We start from the raw sequence: 26,203 nt of genomic DNA, 5'->3' as shown, positions 1-26,203 counted from the left end.
TTTTGCAACATACTGATTCTATTTTATTTCGTTACGTCTTCCCGTAAAGAAATCTAGAACGGAATTTATATAATTGCTCTGGCAAAATCTATGGACTGGCTTATCATAACAAAATGATTTGTTGCTGTTTTTAGCAGATTTTTCAATTTAAATTCGTCTCACAATTAATTAACCCAAATATTAACTCTATGAGGAAAATTTTACTTTTAATTTTAATTCTTTCTTTTTCGCAGATAAATGCCCAATGCTGGAAATCAGTAGCCGCGGGAGCTGGTTACACTATTGCCTTAACAACAGATGGTGATCTTTGGTCTTGGGGAGAAAATGCAAGAGGACAATTAGGTATTGGCAGTTTTACAATAACAAACAAGCCTACCAAAATAGGAATCAATAAAGATTGGAAGACTGTTTCGACAGGACAATCCTTTGCTGTTGCATTAAAAACAAATGGAACGTTATGGGCTTGGGGTGATAACTATTACGAACAGCTATGTGATGGTACAAGAACAAACAGCAGCGTACCTATTCAAATAGGAACTGCGACCGATTGGACCGCAATTTCGGCTGGAGATGGTTTTTGCATTGCTTTAAAAGCAGATGGCACTTTGTGGGGATGGGGAAATAATTATAACGGACAACTGGGTGATGGAACAACTAACAATAAAAATACTCCCACTCAAATAGGTACAGCAAATGACTGGCAAACAATTGAAACAGGTTCTGCTTACAGTATTGCTATTAAAAAAGATGGAACATTATGGGCCTGGGGATCAAATTCATTTGGGCAATTAGGCGATAATACTCACACTGACATCCTTCTTCCAAAGAAAATTGGAACGTCAAGTGATTGGAAAACCATCTCCGCTGGTGTATCCCATACCATGGCTATAAAGACCGATGGCAGCTTATGGGGCTGGGGAGAAAGTGCATACGGAAATTTAGGCAGTGGCTCTAGAACAGATTTCTATGTTCCGACAAAAATAGGAACTTCTACAGATTGGAAAACTATTAGTTGCGGCGGAAATCATACCATTGCTATTAAAAACAATGGATCTCTGTGGGGCTGGGGATACAATTTAGACGGACAATTAGGCAATGGGGCAAATGCTAATATTATGGCTCCTATTCAAATAGGATCTGCAACCAATTATGAAACTACAGCTGTTGGTTATTTTCACACGACTGTCGTAGATACAAACAACTCTCTTTGGACAACAGGTCGAAATTCTGAAGGGCAATTAGGTCTGGGAACATTTGCCAATAAAAATGCTCCAACACTTTTGGCCTGCCCTGGAACATTAGCAGCAACAACAGAATTTACAAATATAACCTGTTTTGGCACTACAGGATCAGCATCTATAACATCAGTTAATGGCGGTACAGCTCCATATACTTATCTTTGGTCTAATGGAAAAACAACAGCTTCTATAACAAACTTAGCCGCTGGAACCTACACTTGCACAATAACAGACGCTGCTTCATTATCAATCACAAAAAGCTTTGACATTCTGCAACCAACTGCTCTTAGTGCAACAGTAATTGTTGAAAGCCCTGTCTGTGGCGATGTAAATAAAAAAGGAAGTTTGACCATTAATGCTTTTGGAGGAACTTTACCATACCAATACTCCATTTCAAATAATCCTTATCAAGACTCAAATGTCTTTGCTAATATGCCTTCTGGAATGTATCAAGTAATGGTAAGAGACAAAAACGGATGTATCATTCAAATTATAGCAGAAATTCAACCTGGCAATACTCCGCCACCATATACATATCCCGATGTACAGACATTTAACAGTACCGCAATTGTAGCTAATTTAAAAGCTAGCGGAATCAGCCTTAAATGGTATAGTTCTGATACAGATACAACTCCATTAGATTTATCAACCCCTTTGCGTACAGGCAAATATTATGTTTCGCAAACACTCAATGGATGTGAAAGCGCAAAAGCAGCATTTGACGTATCTATTCAGCCTGTTTCAATAAGCGATCCAATACCAACAGATGGTTTGGTTGCTTATTATCCTTTTAACGGAAATGCCAACGATGCAAGCGGAAACAGATTAAATGCGAGCGTTGCTGGTGCTACCCTAACCTCAGATAGGTTTGGAAACAATAATAGTGCTTATAGTTTTAATGGCGTAGACAATTTTATAAATGTTTTTATGCCAAATATTCCTCAAAAAAATGCTTCAAGAACAATATCAGGATGGTTTAAAACAGACAATGTTTTTAGCAATCCTAATAAACTTGAAACTTGTATTTTTAATTATGGCAATGCCGAAAAACTGCAAAGGCTATCTCTTTATATTTACAGCAAAGGTTACCTTGAACCTATAACGGGTTCAGATTTTTCTAATGATGACTTTTATGTAAACAATTTTAATTACGCAAACAATGATTGGTACTTCTTTACACTTACCTATAATGGCACTAAACTTTCTTTATATGTAAACGGTAAATTTGTAGATGAAAGAGCCGTAAGTTTAAACACAACGAATAATATCTTCCGATTGGGAGAAAGATATCCTGATAATAAAGATGAATGGTTTAAAGGAAAAATAGATGATGTTGCTATTTGGAATCGCGTTTTAACTCCAGAGGAAATTTCAGCTTTGTACACTCCTGGGGAGCAGCCTGCTTATACTTTAATTCCAGATCCGAATTTTGAACAAAAATTAATCGATTTAGGATTGGATAACTTTCCTCGTGATGGAAAAATCCACACATCTAATATCAACACCTTAACTTCCTTAGACGTTAGCAAAAGTAATATTTCAGATTTAACAGGAATACAAGACTTCACAGCATTAACTGATTTGAATTGCAGTCAAAATTCATTAACAAAATTAAACATAAGCAAAAATACCGCTCTAACTACTCTAGATTGTAATACCAATAGAATAACCTCGTTAGACGTAAGTAATAATATTGCTTTGCTTAATTTGATCTGCTATTCAAATCAATTGACATCTTTAAATGTTAAAGCAAATACAGCGCTAACAAAATTAGATTCGGGTTCAAACCAATATACTTCTTTAGATGTAAGCTCAAATACTGCTTTAACATTTTTGGGTTGCAATACAAGCCAATTAACTAGTTTAGATGTAAGTAATAATACAGCTTTAAATTTGCTGGATTGCCGCGAAAATAAATTAACCTCATTGGATGTTACTAAAATCACTACTCTAACAGAGCTATATTGTCAATCTAATCAATTAACAAATTTAAATATAAGCAAAAATAAAGCTTTAGAATTTGTAAACTGTTCAAGAAATCAGCTAACCGCTTTGGATGCTAGCGCAAACACTTCCTTAGTTGGTTTATATCCTAATTATAATCAATTAAAGAGTCTAAATTTAAAGAATGGCAACAATACTAAACTTGTCTATCTAAATTTTGCCAACAACCCAAGTTTAACTTGCATACAAGTTGATGATGCGGCTTACGCCAATGCAAACTGGTCTTCCAAAAAAGATGTCACGGCAAACTTTAATACGAACTGCAACGATGGGTATACTTTGATTCCCGATCTGAATTTTGAAAAAGCCTTAATTGCCAAAGGAATTGATTCTGGAACTCCAGACGGAAGAGTTCTTACCGCAAAAGTAGCTTCAGTAACTGAATTGTATTTTACGAACAAGTCAACTAGCAATTTATCTGGAATTCAAGATTTTAAGTCTATAAAAATTCTTTATCTCGATGAAAATCAAATTACCAGCATCGATCTTTCTAATAATACTGCTTTAGAATCTTTATCTATAGGCGATAATCAGTTAAAAGCTTTGGATGTTTCTAAAAATTTGGCTTTAAAAAGTCTCTACTTTCATAACAACCAAATAGACAGTATAAATGTTTCAAAAAATACACTTTTAAAATTTTTATATTTACCAGGAAATAAGATAACCGATTTAAACGTTTCAAAAAATACTGCTTTAGTGCACTTAACCTGTAGTTCTAATTTATTAACGACCCTTGATCTTTCTCAAAATACAGCTCTTGAAGATTTAATCTGCGATCATAATCAAATAACAGAATTAGATATTTCTAAAAATATTTTATTGAACGGTTTGTATTGCAATAGCAATAAATTAACAGCTTTAAATACTTCAAAAAACACTAATCTTGTCAGAATCGAATGTGATTCTAATAAAATTACCCGTTTAGATACTTCTAATAATCCTTTATCAGGCGGCTTGAATTGTAGTTTTAATTTATTAACATCTCTTGATATTTCAAAAAACACTTCATTAAACTATCTAAAATGTGCTTCCAATCAATTAATTAATCTTAATTTAAAAAACGGAAACAATACTAAATTCATCAATACCACTATGGTTGATAATTTGAAAAACAATCCTAAATTAACCTGTATTCAAGTTGATGATGTCGCTTATGCGAATAAAAACTGGATGAATGCTAAAGATTCTTGGGCGACTTACAATACCTCTTGCACAGTAGAATATGTAGCGCTTCCAGACACTAATTTTGAACAAAAATTAATTGATTTAGGAATTGACACTGATGGTCTTAACGGAAAAATCACAGTTGCCGATGCAACTTCGATAACAAGTTTAGACCTTTCAAACAGCAATATTAAAAATCTGACAGGTATTGAATATTTCACCTCATTGACATATTTAGACGTGAGCAATAACCAAATTACATCTCTTGACGTAAGCAACAATTTACTTCTAGAAACGCTAAACGCTTCTTCAAATCAGCTTACTACATTAGATTTATCCAAAAATACGAAGCTCAGAATTGTATATGTTGTCAATAATCCTTTGGTTTATTTAAATCTTCGAAACGGAAACAATGCTAATTTTATTCTGCCATCAAATACCGGAAGAAAATCTGCTGCTGCATTATATACCACTTTCTTAGGACTTACAAATCTTAGCTGCATACAAGTTGATGATGAGAATTATTCAAATGCAAATTGGTCAAATATCAAAGAATCGACTACTGCTTATTCTAATACTTGCAAAAGTCTGGGCATTGACAAATCTGAGTTTAGCCAAGTTATTGTATATCCAAACCCAACAAAAGGCGAAATAACTATTAATAATATTGCCTTAGACAAAGCAACAGTTTACAACTCGTTAGGGCAATTGGTAAAATCTTTTACTTTAAATAACGCAAATACAAATAATACGATCGATTTATCTGGCTTGCCTAGAGGAGTTTATTATGTATATCTAATCAATGGAGATGCCGCTTCTGCTAAAAAAATCATAGTAGAATAATCGCATTATCCTTTAAAAACAAAACTCCCATTTTCAGCAATTGAAGATGGGAGTTTTTTATTAAGTTGTTCTTTTAAAGAATCTCTTCGCAAGTAAAAACGTCTTTCAATCGAACGCCTTTTTCGGTATGCTCAACCGTTATAATCTGATTGTGGGCATCATGTTCCAAAAACAAATAATGATTCTGATCTGCTGCCAAATTCAAGAATTTTGACTTCTCAGGCATTGTCAGCAAAGGTCGCGTATCGTATCCCATCACATACGGAAGCGGAATATGACCCGCTGTCGCCAGCAAGTCGGCACAAAAAACAATCGTTTTATCTTGATACTTTATATAAGGAATCATCTGTTTTTCGGTATGGCCATCAACGTAGTAAATATCAAAACCAAGCTCTTTTGAAAAACCAAAATCAGATTCGGGTCTTTCTATAAAATTCAGTTGTCCGCTTTCCTGCATTGGCAGAATATTTTCAGACAAGAAAGAAGCTTTTTCTCTCGCGTTGGGTTTTGTTGCCCATTCCCAATGGTTTTCGTTTGTCCAAAATTTGGCATTTTTAAAAGCCGGTTCATAACCAGTTTTATCAGCATTCCATTGAACGCTTCCTCCGCAATGGTCAAAATGAAGATGGGTCATAAAAACATCTGTAATATCATCTCGATTAAAACCATATTTTGCCAGCGATTTGTCTAAAGAATGCGAACCCCAAAGCGAGTAATACCCGAAGAACTTTTCTGATTGTTTGTTGCCCATTCCGGTATCAATCAAAATAAGACGATTTCCGTCTTCGATTAATAAACAGCGTGCCGCAATATCAATAAGATTGTTGGCATCTGCTGGGTTGGTTTTATTCCAAATGGTCTTAGGGACAACGCCAAACATAGCGCCTCCATCCAACTTAAAATTTCCAGATTCTATAGGGTAAAGTTTCATGAGAATAATTTTCTAAAAGAACAAAGCTAGAAAATTCAAACTCCTTTTGCTAAAATTTAAAGTCAAAAAACTTTTGTTTTATTCTAATGTAACCGAAGTGCTTCCCATTATTTCCTGCTTATCAAAGTAATTCACAAAATAAGTTCCTTTCTTAAACTGGTCAGCATTTAAAATTCCGTAAGCATTTACAGATTTCCCTTGAAAATCGGTGCTTACTATAAAACTGTAAACAAGCGCTTTATCATTTCCAAATTCAATCAGCTTATTATCGCCCAAAACCGTATTTTTCTGATCTAAAACCTGAACATAAAAAACTCGTCTTCCTGCTTTAGCAACAGCATTTCCGTTAACGGTAAAACTAATTTTAAGCTTTTTTGTATTCTTCGCTTTTGTTGTTTCCAATTCTGCTCCAGAACTTTTTTCTCGAAGTGCAATTGCTTTAAAATTGCTTAGATAAAGCTTTGAAGCATCTTTTAAAGTCGATTCTAATTTTTTCTGTTTAGAAACCAAAGTGTCGTTTTCTACCTTCTGATTGTACATGGCAACATTCTGGCTTTCAATTTCTGTCAGCAGATTTTTATTCTGAAATTTCAGTTTTTTAATTTCCAGAACTCTGCTTGCTAATGACGCATTCAAATCTGAAAGCTGATTGCGATAAACCCTAATCTGTTCCGCCGATGGGTTATTAGAAGCTTTAATAATAGCCACTAAATTCTCCACATTTTTACGTTCCAGCTCCAATTCATTAGACAAAGCTGTTTTCTCTAAAATAGCCCTATCATACGCCTTTTTTAATGTATTTAAAGAATCTAGAATATTCTTCTGCTCACTTGCTTCCTTACTTTCAAATGAGATTATATTGGCAATACCTGCCTCCTTGGCTTCACTAGTATTTTTATCAGGTTCACTGCTAAAAACCAAAACTACAGCACCTGCTCCTAAAACAAAAATTGCAGCAAACAAGGGTTTAAACCACTTTATTTCATTTTGTTTTTTCATGATTACTCCTAATTTTCTGCAAAATTATTGAATAAAAAATGGCTATAATCAGTAGAAATACTTGTTTTTTAACAATTAGGAGCGATATTTGCAGCTCATTTTAAGAAGAACAAATTTCTTCTGATTTGAAACAGCTTTTTAAGATCGATTTTGTCAAAATAAGTATTATCTATTTTCTCATTTGTTATAATAATGTGAACCGTTATGGAAAAAGGTTTTTAAGTCGTATCTTTGCAGACAATTTCTATTTAACATTGAAAATTAGCGTTTTAAATCTGTAATATTTTTTATACAGAAGCAAAATGTTTATTAAAAACAAATACTAAGAACCATGATAAAAGTTTCTGATACTGCCAAAAAGAAAATCATCGACTTAATGACAGACGATGGTTTTGATGCTGCGCACGACTATGTAAGAGTTGGTGTTAAAAGCGGCGGATGCTCTGGTTTATCATATGAATTAAAATTTGATAAAACCAAAAACGAAGACGATAAAATATTTGTAGACAACGACATATCTATAGCTGTTGAAAAAAAATCATTTCTTTATTTAGCTGGAACTATTTTAGAATTCTCTGGCGGATTAAACGGTAAAGGATTTGTTTTCAATAATCCTAACGCGAGCAGAACTTGCGGATGCGGAGAATCATTCTCTCTTTAGTCAAAAGCTGAAAGTGAGAAGTCGCAAAGACTTTAACTGACTTTCGAATTTTAGACTTTAAAACATTAGACAACAACAAAAAATAATGAGCAAATACACCGAAGACGATTTAAAGATCGAACTGGAAACTAAAGAATATGAGTACGGATTTTATACCAATATAGAATCTGAAACTTTCCCTATTGGCTTAAACGAAGAAATTGTAAGAGCTATTTCATTAAAAAAAGAAGAACCTGAATGGATGACCGAATGGCGCATCGAGGCTTTCCGCGCTTGGAAAGAAATGATCGAGCCAGAATGGGCAAACGTTAGTTATGAAAAACCAGACTTTCAGGCAATCTCTTACTATTCTGCTCCAAAACAAGTAGATCCTAATAAAACGCTGGACGATGTTGATCCAGAATTATTAGAGATGTACAAAAAATTAGGAATTTCTATCGACGAACAGAAAAAAATGAACAATATCGCAATGGACATTGTTGTCGATTCTGTTTCTGTTGCCACAACTTTCAAGAAAACTTTGGCTGAAAAAGGAATTATTTTCTGTCCAATTTCTGAAGCCATCAAAGAACATCCTGAATTAGTAAAAAAATATTTAGGTACTGTTGTGCCTCAGAAAGACAACTTCTACGCAGCTTTAAACTCAGCCGTTTTCTCTGACGGAAGTTTCTGTTATATTCCAAAAGGTGTAAAATGCCCAATGGAACTTTCAACTTACTTCAGAATCAATCAGGCTGGAACAGGACAATTTGAAAGAACTCTTGTTATTGCCGATGAAGGAAGCTACGTTTCTTACCTTGAAGGTTGTACAGCTCCAAGCCGTGACGAAAACCAATTGCACGCTGCTGTAGTTGAGTTAATCGCTTTGGATGATGCCGAAATTAAATATTCTACCGTTCAAAACTGGTTTCCTGGAAACAAAGAAGGAAAAGGTGGGGTTTACAACTTCGTAACCAAAAGAGGTTTATGCGAAACAAACGCTAAAATATCTTGGACACAAGTAGAGACAGGTTCTGCTGTAACTTGGAAATATCCTTCTTGCGTATTAAAAGGAGATAATTCTGTAGGAGAATTTTATTCTATTGCCGTAACAAATAATTTCCAACAAGCCGATACCGGAACAAAAATGATCCATTTAGGAAAAAACACTAAATCGACTATTATTTCTAAAGGTATTTCAGCTGGAAAATCACAAAATAGCTACCGTGGTTTAGTGCAGATTTCTCCAAGAGCAGAAAATGCAAGAAACTTTTCTCAATGTGACTCATTATTAATGGGTAACAATTGCGGTGCGCACACTTTCCCATATATCGAAAGTAAAAATCCAACTGCAAAAATCGAGCACGAAGCGACTACAAGTAAAATTGGAGAAGATCAGGTTTTCTACTGTAACCAAAGAGGTATTCCGACTGAAAAAGCGATTGCCTTAATTGTAAACGGTTTCAGTAAAGATGTATTGAACAAACTTCCGATGGAATTTGCGGTTGAAGCTCAAAAATTATTAGAGATTTCTTTAGAAGGATCTGTAGGTTAAAAAAGTTTCAGGTTTCAGGTTTCAAGTTTTTGATCCGAAACTTACTTTTGCAACCATTAAAAAAGAATTTTATATCATATTAAAATAAAAGATTTTTCAAAGTTTCGTTTTTCAGCACAACTGAGAACTTGAAACTTGAAACTTTAAACAAAAAAAAGATGTTATCAATAAAAAACCTTCACGCCGCAATTGGTGATAAAGAAATCCTTAAAGGAATTAATATAGAAGTAAAAGCTGGAGAAGTTCACGCTATCATGGGACCTAACGGTTCTGGAAAAAGTACGCTTTCTGCTGTTATTGCAGGAAACGAAAACTACGAAGTTACAGACGGAGAGGTTATTCTTGATGGAGAAGATCTTGGCGATTTAGCTCCTGAAGAAAGAGCACACAAAGGTGTTTTCCTTTCGTTTCAATATCCGGTAGAAATTCCTGGAGTTAGCGTTACTAACTTCATGAAAACTGCCATCAACGAAACTCGTAAAGCAAACGGACAGGAAGAAATGCCTGCAAACGAAATGCTGAAAGTAATTCGTGAGAAATCTGAATTATTAGAAATCGACCGTAAATTTTTATCTCGTTCTCTTAACGAAGGATTTTCTGGAGGAGAGAAAAAAAGAAACGAGATTTTCCAAATGGCAATGTTAGAGCCAAAATTAGCCATCCTTGACGAAACCGATTCTGGTCTTGATATCGATGCCTTAAGAATTGTAGCTAACGGAGTTAACAAATTAAAAAGCGACAAAAACGCTATTATCGTGATCACGCATTACCAGCGTTTGCTAGATTATATCGTTCCTGATTTCGTTCACGTTCTTTACAACGGAAGAATCGTAAAATCTAGAGGAAAAGAATTGGCTTACGAATTAGAAGAAAAAGGATACGACTGGATTAAAGCAGAGAATTAGTCAGTCTGAAAGTCGAAAGTCAAAAGTCATAAAGTCGAAAATACAATATGAGTAAGTTCAAATCTTTTGAGGAAATAAATTCTTGGCAAAAATCTCGAATCTTCAATAAGAAAATATATTTGATAACTGAAAATTCTAATTTCAAAAAAGACTTTGATTTTGTTAGACAAATTAGACGTGCATCACTTTCTATTTCATCAAATATTGCAGAAGGCTTTGAGAGAAATACAGACAAAGAGTTTATTTACTTTTTATATGTAACCAAAGCATCCGCAGGAGAAGTAAGATCTCAATTATATTTGGCTTTTGATTTAGAATACATTATAAAAGAAGAATTTGAAATGCTTTTAGAATCGATAACAGAAATTTCGAAATTATTAAGCGGTTTCATTAAATATTTAAGCCCAAAGTCATAAAGTCGAAAGTAATAAAGTCAAAAACTTTATGCTTTAATTCTTGACCTTTAGGCAAAAACAGTCGACAATCCAAAGTCTTTCGACTTTCGACTTTCGACTTTAAGACTAAAAAGAACAATGGATTTAAAAGAAAAATTAGTATCGTCTTTTATGGCTTTTGAGGAGCGTGTTGATGTGCATTCAGACTTGCATGACATACGCACAAATGCTTTAAAAAACTTCGAAAATAAAGGTTTCCCAACCAAAAAAGAAGAAGCTTGGAAATATACATCGCTAAACGCCATCTTAAAAAATGACTTTACGGTTTTTCCAAAGCAGGAAAATGCAATCGAATTCAATCAGGTAAAAAAATACTTTTTACACGAAATTGACACTTATAAATTAGTTTTTATTGATGGTGTTTTCAGTTCGCATTTGTCTTCTACAACACATGACGGAATCGACGTTTGCTTGATGTCATCGGCATTAACCAAACCAAAATATAAAATGGTTATTGATACCTACTTTAATCAAATCGCAAGTAAAGATGACAGCTTGACTTCATTAAATACGGCTTTTGCAATTGAAGGTGCTTTCATTAATATCCCAAAGAAAAAAGTTGCTGACAAACCAATTGAGATCATGTATTTCTCAACTGGAAATGAAGCCGCTTTAATGGTACAGCCAAGAAATTTGGTTATTGTGGGCGAAAATTCACACGTTCAAATTATTGAGCGCCACCAAAGTTTGAACGAAAACCCGGTTTTAACAAACTCTGTTACTGAGATTTTTGCTCAAAAACGTGCTATTGTTGATTATTACAAAATTCAAAACGATAATAGCGAAGCGAATTTAATTGACAACACTTACGTTTCACAACAACAGGAAAGCCATGCTTATGTGCATACTTTCTCTTTTGGTGGAAATTTAACTCGTAACAACTTAAACTTTTACCATTTTGGAGAAAGATTGACAAGTACGCTAAACGGAATTTCGATCTTAAACGACAAACAGCACGTTGACCATTATACTCTGGTAAACCACGCACAGCCAAATTGCGAAAGTTTTCAGGATTATAAAGGAATTTTCTCTGATCGTTCAACAGGAGTTTTCAACGGAAAAGTTTTGGTAGAAAAAGAAGCTCAAAAAACAAACGCTTTCCAAAAAAGCAACAACATTTTATTGAGCGACAAAGCGACCATCAATGCAAAACCGCAATTGGAAATTTTTGCAGATGACGTAAAATGTTCTCACGGTTGTACTGTTGGACAGCTTGACGAAACAGCAATGTTCTATATGCAGTCACGCGGAATCCCGAAAAAAGAAGCTAAAGCTTTATTGATGTACGCGTTTTCAAATGCCGTTATCGAAAGCATCAAAATACCAGAATTAAAACAAAGAATTACTAAAATCATTGCTACAAAATTAGGCGTGAATTTAGGATTTGATTTGTAGTCAGGTTTTACCGCAAAGACACAAAGATTACGCAAAGTTCGCAAAGGTTTTTATTTAAAACTTTGCGAACTTTGCGCTTTTTACTTGGCGCCTTTACGGTTAAATTCTATTTTTTTATTGAAGAAATAACCTCCTTCAAAAACCCATTAAAATCAAATCCAGGTTCTTCTTCTCTCACTCCCATTCTCACGATTACCATATCTTTTGACGGAATAATCGCCACCATTTGTCCTTGGTAACCACTGCAATAAAACATATCGCGCGGAACATCAGGAAATTTTCCGCCTGCGTTTAGCCAAAATTGCGCTCCATATTTCCCTTCCGAAGTATTCGTTGGAGTTGCCGTATATTTTACCCAACTTTCATCCAAAATTTGCTCGCCATTCCAATTTCCTTTATGCAGATATAATAATCCAAATTTTGACCAATCGCGCGGTGTTGCCCATCCGTAAGACGAACCCACGAATGTTCCTGACATATCTTGCTCGACAATCATCGAGTTCATTCCGATTTTGTCGATTACGGCGCTATACCAAAAATCAAGATATTCTTGTTGAGTTTTAAAATGTCTTCTTAAAATCAGAGACAACAAATTGGTTGTTCCAGAGGAGTAATTCCAGTGTGAATTTGGTTTGAACTGCGCAGGCTTATCCAATTGCACTTTTCCCATATCTTCTGCCTGAAAAAGCATTTGTGTAGCATCGCAAATTGTGCTGTAATTTTCTTCCCATTCTAAACCAGAATTCATATGAAGCAAATCGTTTATCGTAATATTTTTGCGTTCGTCATTCTGCCATTCTTTTATTGGAGCAGGTTTGTAGATATCAATTTTTCCTTGTTTAGCCAAAACTCCAAAAGCCGAGCTTGTGATACTTTTGGTCATCGACCAGCCTAAAATTTTACTGTCTTTATTGAAACCTGTATCATATTTCTCAGCAATTAAATGGTCTTTGTACAAAACTACAACAGCGCGCGTTCTTTTAATTCTTGCGCCAGTTTTGTCAAAAGCATTGTCAACCGCTTTTTTCAATTTTGAATAATCAACATTCGCGAAAGCAGAATCTTTTGGTTCGTTATTTCCGTACGGAAAAGGAAGATTGTTTTCTAATTTTGTTCTTTTTGGAAGAAGATATGGTTTTGTACTATCAAAATCATCATTAATCAAAGTCGCCCCTAAACCTTCGCGATAAATAGCTTTTCTTTCTTTCAGTCCATAAACAGAAGAAATGGCAAATTTTCCACCATCATCAATTGAGTTTTTAGCCAAATCAACCAAATTGATATCATTGTCTGTTTTCTGAATTAAATCTAACGGGCGATTGTCTATAAAATGCCCCGATGCCACACTCTTGGCAGAGAAACCAGAAATCAAATCAAGTTTCGGATAAGTGGTAAATCCGAAATACAAAAAAGCAAGAACCAGCACTAGCAAGAGTACTTTGAGAAATTTTTTCATGATATGTCAGTTATTTTTATTGCAATATAAATAATTTATCTTCACTATTTTAGAACTCAAATTAGAAATCTGTTTCGGATAATTCAGAAAATCTTATCGATTTTTACAGAATCAGTATTTACTCCACACAACAATGGCGTCATAAAAGGAAATTATAGAATTTCTGTATAAACAAATTTAGTTTTAGTACTTTTGTAAATAGATTTTTTCTAAATAAGACATGCTAGATATTCAAAAAATAAGAGCTGATTTCCCGATACTTTCACAAACTGTAAACGGAAAGCCATTAGTATATTTCGACAACGGAGCTACTTCGCAAAAACCGCAAGTTGTAATTGATGCTGAAATAAAATATTATAACGAAATCAATGCCAACATTCACCGTGGCGTTCACACTTTAAGCCAGTTAGCAACTGACGCTTACGAGGTTGCCCGCGGAAAAGTAAAAGATCACATCAATGCAAAATTTGCCCATGAAGTGCTTTTTACTTCTGGAACAACTCACGGAATTAACTTAGTTGCAAACGGATTTGCTTCTATTTTAAAACCTGGTGATGAAGTTGTCGTTTCTTCTTTAGAGCACCATAGCAACATTGTGCCTTGGCAGATGTTATGCGAAAAAACGGGAGCTGTTTTAAAAGTTATTCCAATCAATGACAACGGAGAATTAATCATTGCCGAATTTGACAAACTGCTTTCAGATAAGACAAAAATTGTTACGGTAAATCATATTTCAAACGCATTGGGCATCATTAACCCAATTAAATATATGATCGATAAAGCTCATTCGGTTGGTGCTGCAGTTTTAATTGACGGTGCGCAGGCGGTTCCGCATTTAAAACCAGATGTTCAGGAATTAGACTGTGATTTTTATGCTTTCTCGGGACATAAAATGTGCGGCCCAACGGGAACTGGAATTCTTTACGGAAAAGAAGAATGGCTAAACAAGCTTCCTCCTTATCAAGGCGGTGGCGAAATGATTAAAGAAGTTACTTTCGAAAAAACAACATACGCAGATCTTCCTCATAAATTTGAAGCTGGAACTCCAAATATCGCTGGCGGAATCGTTTTAGGTACTGCAATTGATTATTTAAACAGTGTTGGTTTCGAAAATATTCAGGCATACGAGCATGAACTTTTAGAGCACGCTACAAAACGTTTATCTGAAATTGAAGGGATAAGAATCTACGGAACAGGTGAAAATAAAGCTTCTGTTGTTTCGTTTAATATTGATGGGATCCACCCATACGATGTCGGTTCTATTATAGATAAATTAGGAATTGCGGTTAGAACAGGACATCATTGCGCACAGCCAATTATGAATTTCTTCTGTATTCCGGGGACAATTCGTGCTTCATTTTCGTTTTATAATACCAAAGAAGAAATTGATGCCATGGTTGATGCTGTTAAAAAAGCACAAACTATGTTAAGCTAAAAAAACAAAATATATGCGAATAGTATCATTATTGCTCCTAACGCTTTTTATGGCTACAGGATGCTGCAGTCAAAAAAAAGCAGACATGAAATCTACTCAAATTGAATATTCTGCAATGTCGAGAGGTTATTACAAAAGTATTGTTGTGCAAAATAAATCGGTATCTGTGATTAAAGAGCGTAACGCCGAAGCTGTTAAAAGCAACATCGATGATGCAAAATGGAACAAAATTGTTGATGCTTATTCAAAAGTAAATTTAGAAAGTCTTTCTTCCTTAAAAGCGCCAACAGACAAACGCACTTATGATGGTGCTGCGATAGGAAATTTAAAAATAACCAAAGATGGAAAAACATACGAAACACCAGGTTTTGACAATGGTTTTCCTCCAAAAGAAATCGAAAAACTAGTAAATTTATTAGTTGATTTTTCTAAAGAATAATTATGACGATAAAAGAAATACAAGACGAAATAATTGACGAATTTTCAATGTTCGACGACTGGATGCAGCGTTATGAATACATCATCGAACTAGGGAAGAGTCTTCCGTTAATCAAAGAAGAATACAAAACCGACGATAATTTAATCAAAGGCTGTCAGTCTAAAGTTTGGCTGCAGGGCGAAGAACAAGGCGACAAAATTGTCTTTACAGCAGACAGCGATGCTATTTTGACTAAAGGAATAATCGCGATTTTAATTCGTGCTTTCTCTAATCAAAAGGCAAAAGATATTCTGGAAGCTGATACTGATTTTATAGATGAAATTGGCTTAAAAGAACACTTATCTGCAACACGTGCCAACGGTTTGGTTTCGATGATAAAAAACATCAAAATGTACGCTTTAGCTTTTGATGCTAAAAACAAAAATTAAATTTCTTCTGCCACAAATTACACAAATTAACACTAATTTTTAATTCGGGGAATTTGTGAAATTCGTGGCAAAAAACAAATAACAAAATGGAACAAGAAATAGACACAAACGAATTAGGAGAATCAATCGTAAGAGTTTTAAAAGGCATTTATGATCCTGAGATTCCTGTAGATATTTACGAATTAGGATTAATCTACGACGTAATGGTAAATACAGATTACGAAGTAAAAATCCTTATGACACTTACTTCACCAAACTGCCCCGTAGCGGAAAGTTTGCCAAGAGAAGTGGAAGAAAAAGTAAAAACAATCGAAAACATTAAAGATGTTGATGTTGAAATTACTTTTGATCCGCCTTGGAGCAAAGATTTAATGAGCGAAGAAGCTAAGTTAGAATTAGGAATGCTTTAATTTAGTCGTAAAGTCGAAAGTCGAAAGTCTAAAAGTTAAGGGACTTTTGACATTCGACTTTAAGACTTAAAAACAATTAGTCATAAAGTTGAAACTCATAAAGTCCAAAGTTAGAGACTTTATGACTTTCGACCTTAGACTTTAAGACTTAAAGAATGGAAGAAATCATCAATAAAGTTGCCAATAGTGCTTTAGAAGTTTTTGATTTGGAGGATTATTATCCAAAAGGAATGCGTGTGCAGATTGACATTTCGCAATGGCTTTTGGAAGGATTTTTATTGAAAGAAAAAGACTTTAGAGAACACCTTAAAAATCACGATTGGTCGCAATATCAAGATCAATATGTCGCTGTAAACTGCAGTACAGATGCTATTATTCCCGCTTGGGCATTAATTTTAGTTGGCGTTCATTTGGCTCCTTTTGCCAAAAAAGTAGTGAACGGAACTATTGAAGATCTTGACGCAAGCCTTTATGAAGAGCTCTTAAGCAAAATAGATTACTCTGCTTACAAAGGCAAACCTGTTATTGTAAAAGGCTGTTCTAGAAAACCCGTTCCAATGCGCGCTTATATTTTGGCTACAAATTATTTACAGCCATTTGCCCGCAGCATTATGTACGGCGAAGCGTGTTCTGCTGTGCCTTTATACAAAGAATCTAAGAAATAACCTGCAATAACACTACAGTAAACCTTAACTTTCCATTGGTTTTTAGTATATTTGATTATACACTTCTAAACTAAAGACCATGAGAAAGCTAACCCTATTACTTTTCATTTTAGTAAACTTTACATTTTTACAAGCCCAAAATTCAGAAAAAGAGTTAATTCAGAATACTGAAAAAGCAGTAAAAAAAATCAACGATACCATAGAAGGCGAAGGCTGGAAAACAAAAGGAACTGTTTCTCTCTTATTAAACCAATCGAGTTTTAACAACTGGATTGCAGGAGGTGAAGACAGCTTCTCTGGAACGCTTGGAATCAATTATGATTTCAACTATAAGAAGGATAATCTAACTTGGGACAACAAAGTTTTAGCATCTTACGGTCTTCTTCAAACCAAAAATGATGACTTCACAAAAAAAACAGATGACCGCTTAGAATTCAATTCTATCGTTGGAAAAAAAGCATTTGGGCAATGGTATTATTCATACTTCCTAAATTTTAGAACACAATTTTCAACTGGTTACATTTATGATCAAGATGCCAATGGAAAGCAAATAAGGACTGAACAAACCAAATTTATGTCTCCTGGATATCTTACCACTGGTCCTGGTATCTACTGGACAAAAGACGAAAATCTTAAAATAAATTTTGCGCCATTAACTTCAAAATTCACTTTTGTAGACAGTGCCTATACGACCGGAATCGATAGATTTACAGGCCTACCCTATGTAGACGGCAGTTATTTTGGTGTTGACGAAGGCAAAAGCATACGTTACGAGCTTGGTTTTTACGCTTCCGTTTATTACAAACTGGCCATTATGACAAACGTGACTGCCGAGAACACACTTAACCTTTATTCAAATTATCTCGAAGACCCGCAAAACGTCGATATAAATTATTCACTAAATGTCATTATGAAAATCAATAAGTTTTTATCTGCTAATTTATCTTTTCAGGCTATTTATGATGATAATGCATTTGCAGGACTTCAAACGAGAGAAGTATTTGGTTTAGGAATTAATTTCGGATTTTAATTATTGTTTGACTAGATTTCTGTAGCAAAACAAAAACGGCTTTTGATTTCTCAAAAGCCGTTTCTATTTTATTCTTCGTCATCTTTTTCAACTGCATCCTTGTAATCTGGATATAAGAAATTGTTGTAAGGAAAACGCGTAATATGAATTTGGCGAACCGCTTCATAAACTGTTTCTCTAAATTCTTCAAAATTCTCTTTATTTCTTGCAGAAATAAACAGCGCTTTGTCCTGCCCCACATTGCTCATCCATGTTTGTTTCCACTCGTCAAGCGTCCAGTGTTTTCTGGTTCTCTCTGTAATCAAATCATCTTCATCGATAGTAAGATGTTTGTAGGCATCGATTTTATTAAAAACCATTATGGTTGGTTTGTCGTTGCTTTTTATCTCTTGCAGAGTTTTATTTACCGATTCGATGTGATCTTCAAAATCTGGATGCGAAATATCTACTACGTGAAGCAATAAATCGGCTTCGCGAACCTCATCTAAGGTGCTTTTAAACGAATCGACCAATTGTGTTGGCAGTTTTCGAATAAATCCAACCGTATCAGAAAGTAAAAACGGAAGGTTTTTTATCACCACTTTTCGAACGGTTGTATCTAAAGTTGCAAATAATTTGTTCTCAACAAAAACATCGCTTTTACCAATTGCATTCATCAAAGTCGATTTTCCGACATTGGTATATCCAACAAGAGCTACACGAACCATTGCCCCGCGATTGCTGCGCTGAATGCTCATTTGTTTGTCGATCGTTTTGATTTTATCTTTCAATAACGAAATTCGGTCACGCACAATACGTCTATCGGTTTCAATCTCTGTTTCTCCAGGTCCACGCATACCAATACCTCCTTTTTGACGCTCAAGGTGTGTCCATAAACCAGAAAGTCTCGGAAGCAAATATTGGCATTGCGCCAATTCTACCTGCGTTCTAGCGTATGAAGTCTCGGCTCTCTGCGCAAAAATATCTAGAATCAAATTGGTTCTGTCTAGAATTTTACAGTCAATAATTCTTGAGATGTTTTTTTGCTGTGACGGCGTCAGTTCATCATCAAAAATTACAGTAGATATTTTGTTTTCTTTTACAAAAAGATTGATGTCATCAATTTTCCCCGTACCCACAAAAGTCTTTGGGTTAGGGCGTTCCATTTTCTGCGAAAAGCGTTTAATAACTTCACCTCCAGCGGTAAAAGTCAAAAACTCCAATTCGTCTAAATATTCATTTAGCTTTTCTTCACTTTGATTCTGAGTAACAATACCAACAATTACTGTTCGCTCAAAATTTATAACTTCTTTTTCTAACATAGTCTTGAATAAGGTGCAAATTTAATCATTTGTCAGCTACAATCAATTATACAATTTTGTTTTTACATTTATATTAGCAGAATAAACTGCAAAAAAAAATGGAACCCGTTAAGATAAACTCAACAAGGTTCCACTTACTCAATAAATGGTCTAAGTTTAAAACGTTTATTCGTAAATAAATGTTTTTTCCGTTTTCACAATTCCGTTTTCTTCTATTTGAGAACAAGAAATCGGGTAATTTAATTTGTTGTATTTGTATTTTCTGCTCACCGCAACTAAAGCTGTAGATGATGGGCTGAAATTCATTTCATTATTATAAGAAATAGATTCAAACTCAAATTCTTCTTCATGATAAGAAATCATCGGAACAATTACTTTGTAATTATCCCCAAAAAGACTTTGAACGATTAATTGGTCAACCGATTTTTTATCATCGTAAGTGTATGATTTAGAGATTTTATCTCCAACCAATCCTTTATGTCTAGACACATTATCGTTTACATAAACGTATTCTAATTTTCCGATGATTGCTTTGTTTCTATCGCGAGAAGTACGTCTTACGATAATTCCGTTTTCAACAAGATATTCAATATCATCTACTAAATTCTGATGATTTGTGCTCTTTTTTGTTGTTACTTTTACACGTGCTCCTTCGTATACGAATGAAACAGTTTTAGTAATATAATTTGGCCCTTCTTGGTATTTTTTTACAAATTTGGTAATGTTATTGTCAGCGTTGTACGTATAATTTATTACTTCTTTCCAGTCGCTTCCCACTTTATCTTTTACAGTCATATCCAGTAAACCGTTCTTGTTGTAATAGAAATGCTGCACAACATCTGAAGTGGTTATTGTTTGAAGTTTACCTTCTTTAAAAACCATTGTTTTGTTAACAATTTCGCCGTCTTTAGAGTTTTGGTAATTTGTCTTTACAATGTTGATCTGCTTTAGCTTAACGTTGTCTTGACTATGCATCAAGAAAGGAAACACCATCATTATGATGGCAATAAAGTAGGTTTTCATGTGGTACTTGTATTGATTTGGGATGACCAAAATACAAAATTCATTTAGATTTTAACAATTTGAAATACAAAAACTACAAACTTTTCAATAATACTCTAAAATTCAGTCCATTAATTTCATTTTTAAAAAATACCGCTTATTTTTCTCCAAATATCTTAATATCATCGACCATAAAAGCGCCGTTTAATGTTTTATCTTTTCCCGATCCGATGTACTTAAAAGCAATATGTATGTTCTCGGAATAAGCCGAAAGGTCAATTCCGCCAGAACTTATAAACGTACGGGAAGGCGTCGAGAGTGTTGGGATTTTTGCTTCCAGTTTTGTCCATTTTGCTTTGGTTACGTTTGCGCCATCAAAATTAGTTGAAACATAAACTTCTAGTGTATTTAGGGAAGAATCGGTTTTTAAATCGTGTTGTGCGCTCCTAAAAGAAAGCACCGCATTTTTGTATCCTGTTAGATTTATTTTAGGCGAAACAAGCCAAGCCACATTCTCGGCTGCAGTCGTGCTCGTTGTATTAAATTCTGCATAGCCATTTCCAGAATACACCATGCTTTTCCAAAGTTTTGTGGCTTTTTCGACAATATTGCTCCAGCCAGGAAGCGCAAAATTGACATTATTTTTAACCGACTGAAAATCTTCTGCAAAAAACGGAATATTTCTTTTTCCATTCATCGCAATATCGCTTTCATATCGAACCATAAATTGATAGTCAGTGCCAAATTTTGTTAGTATCCCCTTAATCTTTCCGCTTCCTTCTGACACATTATGATCAGCAAATTTTGCATAACTGCTGGTTCTAAAAATGATCTGATTTCCTGTTTTATCTCTCAAATACCAATTTGTCGAACCGCCGACATTATTAGATTCTTCAAAATAATGACGCCCTAATGCAGCCTCTGTAAATTCCACATCGTTTAATTCTATCAAAGTATTTAGTTTAGAATCTGAAAGAGCTTCTTCTACAGAAAGTGATTTCACCAATTGGCTCTCGTCTATATTGGTGCACGAAGCATTTAAAACATTTTTATATTCGTTTTGGGAGATTCTTCCAACCGTGGCGTCACCAGCATTGCTTACATACAAGCTGCCAATTCTTAAACCGCCATAATACAAATCTGTAAATTGATTTTTAAGTTTTATAAACACTTTGTTCCCCACTCGATAATCGATGTAAGTATTAGTGGCATCAATAGGAACACTAAAACCAATTGCCGGTGCTTTTTCAGTTTCTATGGTCTGCAATGAAATGGTTTTGAAAAAATTACCTCCCTCATCACTAGAAACTACATAAGCCTCTATAACGTCATCATATAAATACTGCTTCGCTGTTGTACCCGAAAGCTCATATATTTTTTCTACACTTTTGTTTACAGTAAGATTTGGTTGAGTGCAAGCTAATTCTGGGACATCAACTTCTTTACTGCAACCGATTAAGGATAATGCAAAAAATAAAACTAATTTTTTCATGAGGTAGGTTTTTGGTTTATAACCCGATTGTAAGATTTAAAAAATAAGTTCGCCCGTAGCCATAATAATATTTTGGGCCAAAAGACGGTGTCCCGCTTGATTGATCTTGATTTAATGCTCTAAAATTGGCATTTCTAGCCTGCTCAAAACCACCCGTTTTATACATTAAATCCAATACATTATTTACGCTGGCAAAAAGTCCAATGTATTTTTTATGAATACGCCAAGATTTGCCTCCGCTAAAATTCAGCAATGTGACAGGTTTAAATTTTTCTTGTTTCAGCAATTCGTTTCCTCTTTTGGAAGTTGCCTCAGGAAAAGGAAAACCATTGGCTGGATTGATATAAAATTGAGATGTCCTAGAAATTGGCGAAACATCGATATAACTTTCTGCTAAATAATTGATATTACCTCCAATCCACCAGAACTTCGGATCTCGATATTCTAACCCAAATGAATAAGCTTGCTGCGGAGTTCCCGGCTGTTTGTAGTTTTTCAGATAAGCTGGTCCAAAGTCAAAAGCGGTTTGCGCTCCTTCTTCTGCTCTATTGGCATCGTTTACAATCAGTACATTCGGGTTGCTGCTGTAGGTGTAATTTCCAAATGCCGCAGATAAAGCTGTTTTTAATGTAGGCCAAATTTGATATTCGAAACTTAATTCTGCTCCCCTATTTTTCTTGTCCAAATTGGTCAGCGTCTGGCTGACAAATGCATTTGTCGGATCATAACCAGAACCGTCATCAAAAATTCCCTCAGCATAGAAATAAGATGTTTTCGAAGTATTTTTAATTAGCGCATAATACGCCGTTAAACGCAATTTGAGTTTTGCTGAACGATATACATAATTAGCTTCAGCACAGCTGCTATTTTCACTTTCGATTCCGTCTACAACACTATTATTTAAACGTGAATTTGAAAAAGCATTTCGGAGGGAAGGTGCCTTTGTAAAGTGTGCAGCATTAAAAAACAACAATTGTTTTGCTGAAATTTTATAGGAGAAACCGCCTTTAAAACCAAAGTTTTCAAAATTTACTTTCTCACTCTTTCCTAACGAATTTGCTGGATAAAGTCCGTTTTGATATAATCCTTCTCTTTGATAATCTGACATGGAATAAGATTGCGACAAGAAAAATTCTGCTTTGTTATAACTAAATTTAAATTGCGCAAAAACATCTAACGTATTGGCCAATAAATTGTAATTATATCCGTAAATATCTCCTACTCCAACTTGACGATTTGGATGCTGCAAATCTGATTGGGAAAGATTTCCTTTGTAAAACGAGTCTATATCTTCAAAATACGTTCCGCCAAGAAGATCTAATAAATGCTGAAAATTATGCGATTTTAATCTCTTAAAAATAAATCCGCCATCAAAAGCAATATTAGGGGTTATTTGCGTGTTGAGATTTGAATTTACAGCAAAAGTCCTATCATCTGTCCTGTCCTCATAAAGCACATAATGACTTTGCGCAGGCTCGTAACCATTCTGCCCTATTTTTTGATTAGCAAAATACATTTCATTCCAATTGATCTGCGGATTGGCCAAAAAAGCTATTTTGCTTTTTTCTGCATTTTCATAATCTGGAGTAAATTGACCCGAAAACTCTCCTTGATCTTTAGCATAAAGCGAACTAAAATAACTTGGCATTTTTTTGTAATAAACCGGATCAGGGCTATTCGCATTTTGATAATCAATATTGCTGTTTCCTACTTCCCCGAACTGGTACATTACACCAGAATTCAAATTGGTTTTGCTATCGATTTTAAAATAATGATTCAGCATAAAGAGTGGCTCTTCTACATTTTTTACTCTTGCATTGCGTTTTTCACCATTCTGCAATCCCCAATACGAATTGTATTTTTCGCCCATCAAATCGGTAACTTCACTAGTGTTTGCTGAGTTTTTCCCGCGAGAATTTGGAGTATAAAATCCTGTAAAATTGATCGAATTCCTATTGTTTAATTTCTTTTCTATACTTAGGAAAAAAGAATTCGCATCGAAACTTGTGCCTTCAAAATAACCTTCGTCTGCCCAACGCTTTCCAGCCGAAACCACAAAAGCCCATCCTGAAGCATTCATTCCTGAAGCGTAAGTACCGTTTGCTCGCCATAAATAAGTGGTATTGCTTCCAGAAAATGTGAGTGATGTTCCTTTTCTGTACAACGACGCGCGTGTAAAAATCTGCTGCGTGCCTAAAATACCTCCAAAAGTATAATCGGAAGCTGCTGTTCCAACTGAAAATTCCTGGTTGCGGAGCACATTATTTAAACCACCCCAATTGCTCCATTGCGGTCTGCCATCGAAGATTTTGTTCATCGATATTCCGTTAAGCATTGTAACTGCATTTTCGCTGTCTAAACCTCTCACACGAAATCGAGCTTGTCCCCAATTAAATGCCGCTGACTGCATAAATGCATCTCTTGACGATTGCAAAAGCCCTGAAGTCATTTCAGATGAACTGTTATCTTCAGAAAAATCGCTGTCTGATAATGTAATTAATGCGGCAGGAACCTCATCAGAATAAGTGTCTTCTAATTGCAATATCCCAAGATCAATATTTTGTCCACCGTTGGATTTTACTTTCAAAAGAAAATCTTTGTATCCTTGACTTTTGAGTAAAAGGAGCTGTTCTTTTTGGGGAAATATATGAAGCTCGAATTTCCCGGTTTTTGAAGTAAGCTGCATTACAGCCGTATTTTGTATCGCTACCACTACATTCTCTAAAGGATTCTGCGTTCGGGCATCAATAACAATTCCTTTTACTGTTATTTCCTGCTGTGCAAAAGCAAAATTAAAGAACCAAAAAATAAAGAAGAATACGTATTTTTTTACCATTAAACCCTATTATTAACTTTGAAATTTTCTTCGGATGATAATCCTTAATTCAAAAGATAAATTGGTTTTTGGAAAAAGAGTATTTTAAAACTTAGTCGTCTAAGTTAGATAATTCAAAAATAAACAAAATATTAAATTGTAAGTAAATTCTTTCAAATTTATTTTAATAAAATGAAATAATAACCAAAAGAAGGCTTGTTTGCAAAAGCAGAATATTATGCTTCTGTTCTAATTTTAGAAACCATAAAAGCAATCAGAACACCGAAAATTCCGATAAAAGCAAAAGAAAACTGAAGTCCGAAACTTTGCGCAATATGCCCAATTACAGGAGGTCCCATTAAAAATCCAAGAAAACTTACGCTCGAAACAATAGTTAAAGCTTCGCCAGCAGGAACGGTCGGGTTCTTTCCCGCAATACTATAAACAGTAGGAACAATTGTTGCAACGCCCAAACCTACAAACATAAAGGCGATAGTGCACGGAATTATATACGGAAGAAAAACAGCGGTAAAAAGTCCAGCCGAAATCATAACGCCGCTAATCTGCATGACGCGTTCACGTCCAAATTTATTGATTAATCCATCACCCAGAAATCTTCCGCTAGCCATCATTATCATAAAAGAGGTATAGCCTAAAACAACCAATGGACCAGGCGCCTTTACAATATCTTTAAAATAAACACCGCTCCAGTCAAACATAACACCTTCGCTGGCCATACTGCAAAATCCGATAACGCCTAACCAAAGTAAAGCTGTATCTGGTTTTACAAATAGCTTTTTGCCTTCTTCTTTTGGTTTCTTTTTTTCTTTGGCTCTAACCAGAAATTTAAAATTAAATGCCACCATCAATAAAACGATTCCGGCTACTATTATAAAATGATGCAGCGGACTTAATTTTAAAGCCAGCATTCCTAAACCTACCAGCGCACCTGTAAATCCGGCAAAACTCCACATACCGTGAAACGATGACATAATTGTTTTTTTGAACAAAACTTCGGTATAAACGCCTTGTGTGTTTACCGCAATATTGGCTAAATTCCCAAACAATCCAAACAAAAATAATCCGAGGGATAATTGCAATGCTGTTGTTGCCAATCCTAAATTAATAAGACACAAGACGTACATTATTAAAGAAAAAATTAGAATACGGTGGCTTCCAAATTTGGTTACCATTTTGCCCGAAAAAGGCATAATCACCAATTGTCCAACTGGAAGCGCAAAAAGTATAGACCCTAGATCTCCTTCTGTCAAATGCAGAGCAGTCTTGATATCTGGAATTCTACTGGCCCATGTGGCAAAACTCAAACCCATTCCGAAATAAAACATTCCAACAGCAAAACGAATGCGATTTAAATATGAAGCTTTGGCTTCTCTAAATACTTTCTTGATTTTTGCTTTGGTCTGAAAAAGCGATAATGGATTAATGTTTATCAGCATATTGAATTTGTATTGGAATGTTGTCAAAAATACTAAAAACGCTCGTCAAAGTGCATAAAACCTGATGTTATACACAATATACAACGTTATTGTTTATAAATTCAAAGGTTTTGATTTGAATTTAGCCTATTAAAATTACAATTT

General features: G+C 34.8%; 20 protein-coding genes. 12 read left to right on the top strand and 8 right to left on the bottom strand.

The window, feature by feature from the left end; genetic code table 11:
* Positions 1 to 188 precede the first annotated feature (188 nt).
* Positions 189 to 5,249 carry a LamG-like jellyroll fold domain-containing protein gene (locus N4T20_RS05665; RefSeq protein ID WP_260672111.1) on the top strand — a complete coding sequence of 1,687 codons (5,061 nt, stop codon included), beginning with the start codon at positions 189 to 191 and terminating at the stop codon, positions 5,247 to 5,249.
* Between the two features lie 73 nt (positions 5,250 to 5,322).
* Here the strand turns inward: N4T20_RS05665 and N4T20_RS05660 are convergent, their stop codons facing one another.
* Both N4T20_RS05660 and N4T20_RS05655 read right to left on the bottom strand, forming a co-directional pair.
* Positions 5,323 to 6,180, bottom strand: a complete 858-nt coding sequence (locus N4T20_RS05660) for an MBL fold metallo-hydrolase (RefSeq protein WP_260672110.1) — start codon at positions 6,178 to 6,180, stop codon at positions 5,323 to 5,325.
* A 78-nt stretch (positions 6,181 to 6,258) separates the two neighbouring features.
* The gene (locus N4T20_RS05655; RefSeq protein WP_260672109.1) at positions 6,259 to 7,179 is read right to left on the bottom strand and encodes a hypothetical protein; all 921 of its coding nucleotides are present in this window, start codon (positions 7,177 to 7,179) and stop codon (positions 6,259 to 6,261) included.
* Positions 7,180 to 7,510: 331 nt separating this feature from the next.
* On the opposite strand from N4T20_RS05655, the gene N4T20_RS05650 reads away from it, so the two are divergent.
* From N4T20_RS05650 to sufD, 5 genes are all read left to right on the top strand, one after another.
* Positions 7,511 to 7,840: a HesB/IscA family protein gene (locus N4T20_RS05650; protein WP_260672108.1), complete on the top strand. Its 330-nt coding sequence runs from the start codon at positions 7,511 to 7,513 to the stop codon at positions 7,838 to 7,840.
* 85 nt (positions 7,841 to 7,925) lie between these two features.
* On the top strand, positions 7,926 to 9,374 hold the full coding sequence (sufB, locus tag N4T20_RS05645) for a Fe-S cluster assembly protein SufB (protein WP_008466071.1): 1,449 nt from the start codon (positions 7,926 to 7,928) through the stop codon (positions 9,372 to 9,374).
* Between the two features lie 158 nt (positions 9,375 to 9,532).
* Positions 9,533 to 10,279, top strand: coding sequence for a Fe-S cluster assembly ATPase SufC (gene sufC / locus N4T20_RS05640; protein ID WP_260672107.1), 747 nt, complete (start codon positions 9,533 to 9,535; stop codon positions 10,277 to 10,279).
* A gap of 47 nt (positions 10,280 to 10,326) precedes the next feature.
* The gene (locus N4T20_RS05635; RefSeq protein WP_260672106.1) at positions 10,327 to 10,695 is read left to right on the top strand and encodes a four helix bundle protein; all 369 of its coding nucleotides are present in this window, start codon (positions 10,327 to 10,329) and stop codon (positions 10,693 to 10,695) included.
* Positions 10,696 to 10,812: 117 nt separating this feature from the next.
* On the top strand, positions 10,813 to 12,129 hold the full coding sequence (gene sufD / locus N4T20_RS05630) for a Fe-S cluster assembly protein SufD (RefSeq protein ID WP_111368792.1): 1,317 nt from the start codon (positions 10,813 to 10,815) through the stop codon (positions 12,127 to 12,129).
* Between the two features lie 106 nt (positions 12,130 to 12,235).
* Here the strand turns inward: sufD and N4T20_RS05625 are convergent, their stop codons facing one another.
* Positions 12,236 to 13,585, bottom strand: coding sequence for a serine hydrolase (locus tag N4T20_RS05625; RefSeq protein ID WP_260672105.1), 1,350 nt, complete (start codon positions 13,583 to 13,585; stop codon positions 12,236 to 12,238).
* Between the two features lie 220 nt (positions 13,586 to 13,805).
* On the opposite strand from N4T20_RS05625, the gene N4T20_RS05620 reads away from it, so the two are divergent.
* The 6 genes from N4T20_RS05620 to N4T20_RS05595 all read left to right on the top strand — a co-directional run bounded on the left by N4T20_RS05620 (position 13,806) and on the right by N4T20_RS05595 (position 17,992).
* Entirely contained in the window at positions 13,806 to 15,020 is a 1,215-nt protein-coding gene (locus tag N4T20_RS05620; protein WP_260672104.1) for an aminotransferase class V-fold PLP-dependent enzyme, read from the top strand.
* Between the two features lie 13 nt (positions 15,021 to 15,033).
* Entirely contained in the window at positions 15,034 to 15,459 is a 426-nt protein-coding gene (locus N4T20_RS05615; protein ID WP_260672103.1) for a hypothetical protein, read from the top strand.
* A 2-nt stretch (positions 15,460 to 15,461) separates the two neighbouring features.
* Complete coding sequence (locus N4T20_RS05610; protein WP_201999101.1) at positions 15,462 to 15,887, top strand: SufE family protein; 426 nt, start codon at positions 15,462 to 15,464, stop codon at positions 15,885 to 15,887.
* Positions 15,888 to 15,973: 86 nt separating this feature from the next.
* A complete protein-coding gene (locus tag N4T20_RS05605; protein ID WP_012023258.1) occupies positions 15,974 to 16,297 on the top strand; it encodes an SUF system Fe-S cluster assembly protein in 324 nt (107 codons plus the stop codon).
* 155 nt (positions 16,298 to 16,452) lie between these two features.
* On the top strand, positions 16,453 to 16,962 hold the full coding sequence (locus N4T20_RS05600) for a DUF2480 family protein (protein WP_260672102.1): 510 nt from the start codon (positions 16,453 to 16,455) through the stop codon (positions 16,960 to 16,962).
* 79 nt (positions 16,963 to 17,041) lie between these two features.
* Positions 17,042 to 17,992 (top strand): DUF3078 domain-containing protein, encoded by a 951-nt coding sequence (locus N4T20_RS05595; protein WP_260672101.1) that lies wholly within the window; start codon positions 17,042 to 17,044, stop codon positions 17,990 to 17,992.
* A 68-nt stretch (positions 17,993 to 18,060) separates the two neighbouring features.
* Here the strand turns inward: N4T20_RS05595 and hflX are convergent, their stop codons facing one another.
* The 5 genes from hflX to N4T20_RS05570 form a co-directional block, all read right to left on the bottom strand.
* Positions 18,061 to 19,293 (bottom strand): GTPase HflX, encoded by a 1,233-nt coding sequence (gene hflX / locus N4T20_RS05590; protein ID WP_260672100.1) that lies wholly within the window; start codon positions 19,291 to 19,293, stop codon positions 18,061 to 18,063.
* Between the two features lie 165 nt (positions 19,294 to 19,458).
* Positions 19,459 to 20,316, bottom strand: a complete 858-nt coding sequence (locus N4T20_RS05585) for a hypothetical protein (RefSeq protein WP_260672099.1) — start codon at positions 20,314 to 20,316, stop codon at positions 19,459 to 19,461.
* Between the two features lie 136 nt (positions 20,317 to 20,452).
* A complete protein-coding gene (locus N4T20_RS05580; protein WP_260672098.1) occupies positions 20,453 to 21,787 on the bottom strand; it encodes a DUF5689 domain-containing protein in 1,335 nt (444 codons plus the stop codon).
* A gap of 16 nt (positions 21,788 to 21,803) precedes the next feature.
* Positions 21,804 to 24,623, bottom strand: coding sequence for a TonB-dependent receptor (locus tag N4T20_RS05575; RefSeq protein ID WP_260672097.1), 2,820 nt, complete (start codon positions 24,621 to 24,623; stop codon positions 21,804 to 21,806).
* A 215-nt stretch (positions 24,624 to 24,838) separates the two neighbouring features.
* Entirely contained in the window at positions 24,839 to 26,059 is a 1,221-nt protein-coding gene (locus N4T20_RS05570; protein WP_260672096.1) for an MFS transporter, read from the bottom strand.
* Positions 26,060 to 26,203 lie beyond the last annotated feature (144 nt).

The sequence above is a fragment of the Flavobacterium sp. TR2 genome, assembly GCF_025252405.1.
Lineage (GTDB): Bacteria > Bacteroidota > Bacteroidia > Flavobacteriales > Flavobacteriaceae > Flavobacterium.
The sequence above is the reverse complement of the archived record's forward strand: the minus strand, read 5'-3'. Positions and strand labels throughout refer to the sequence as shown.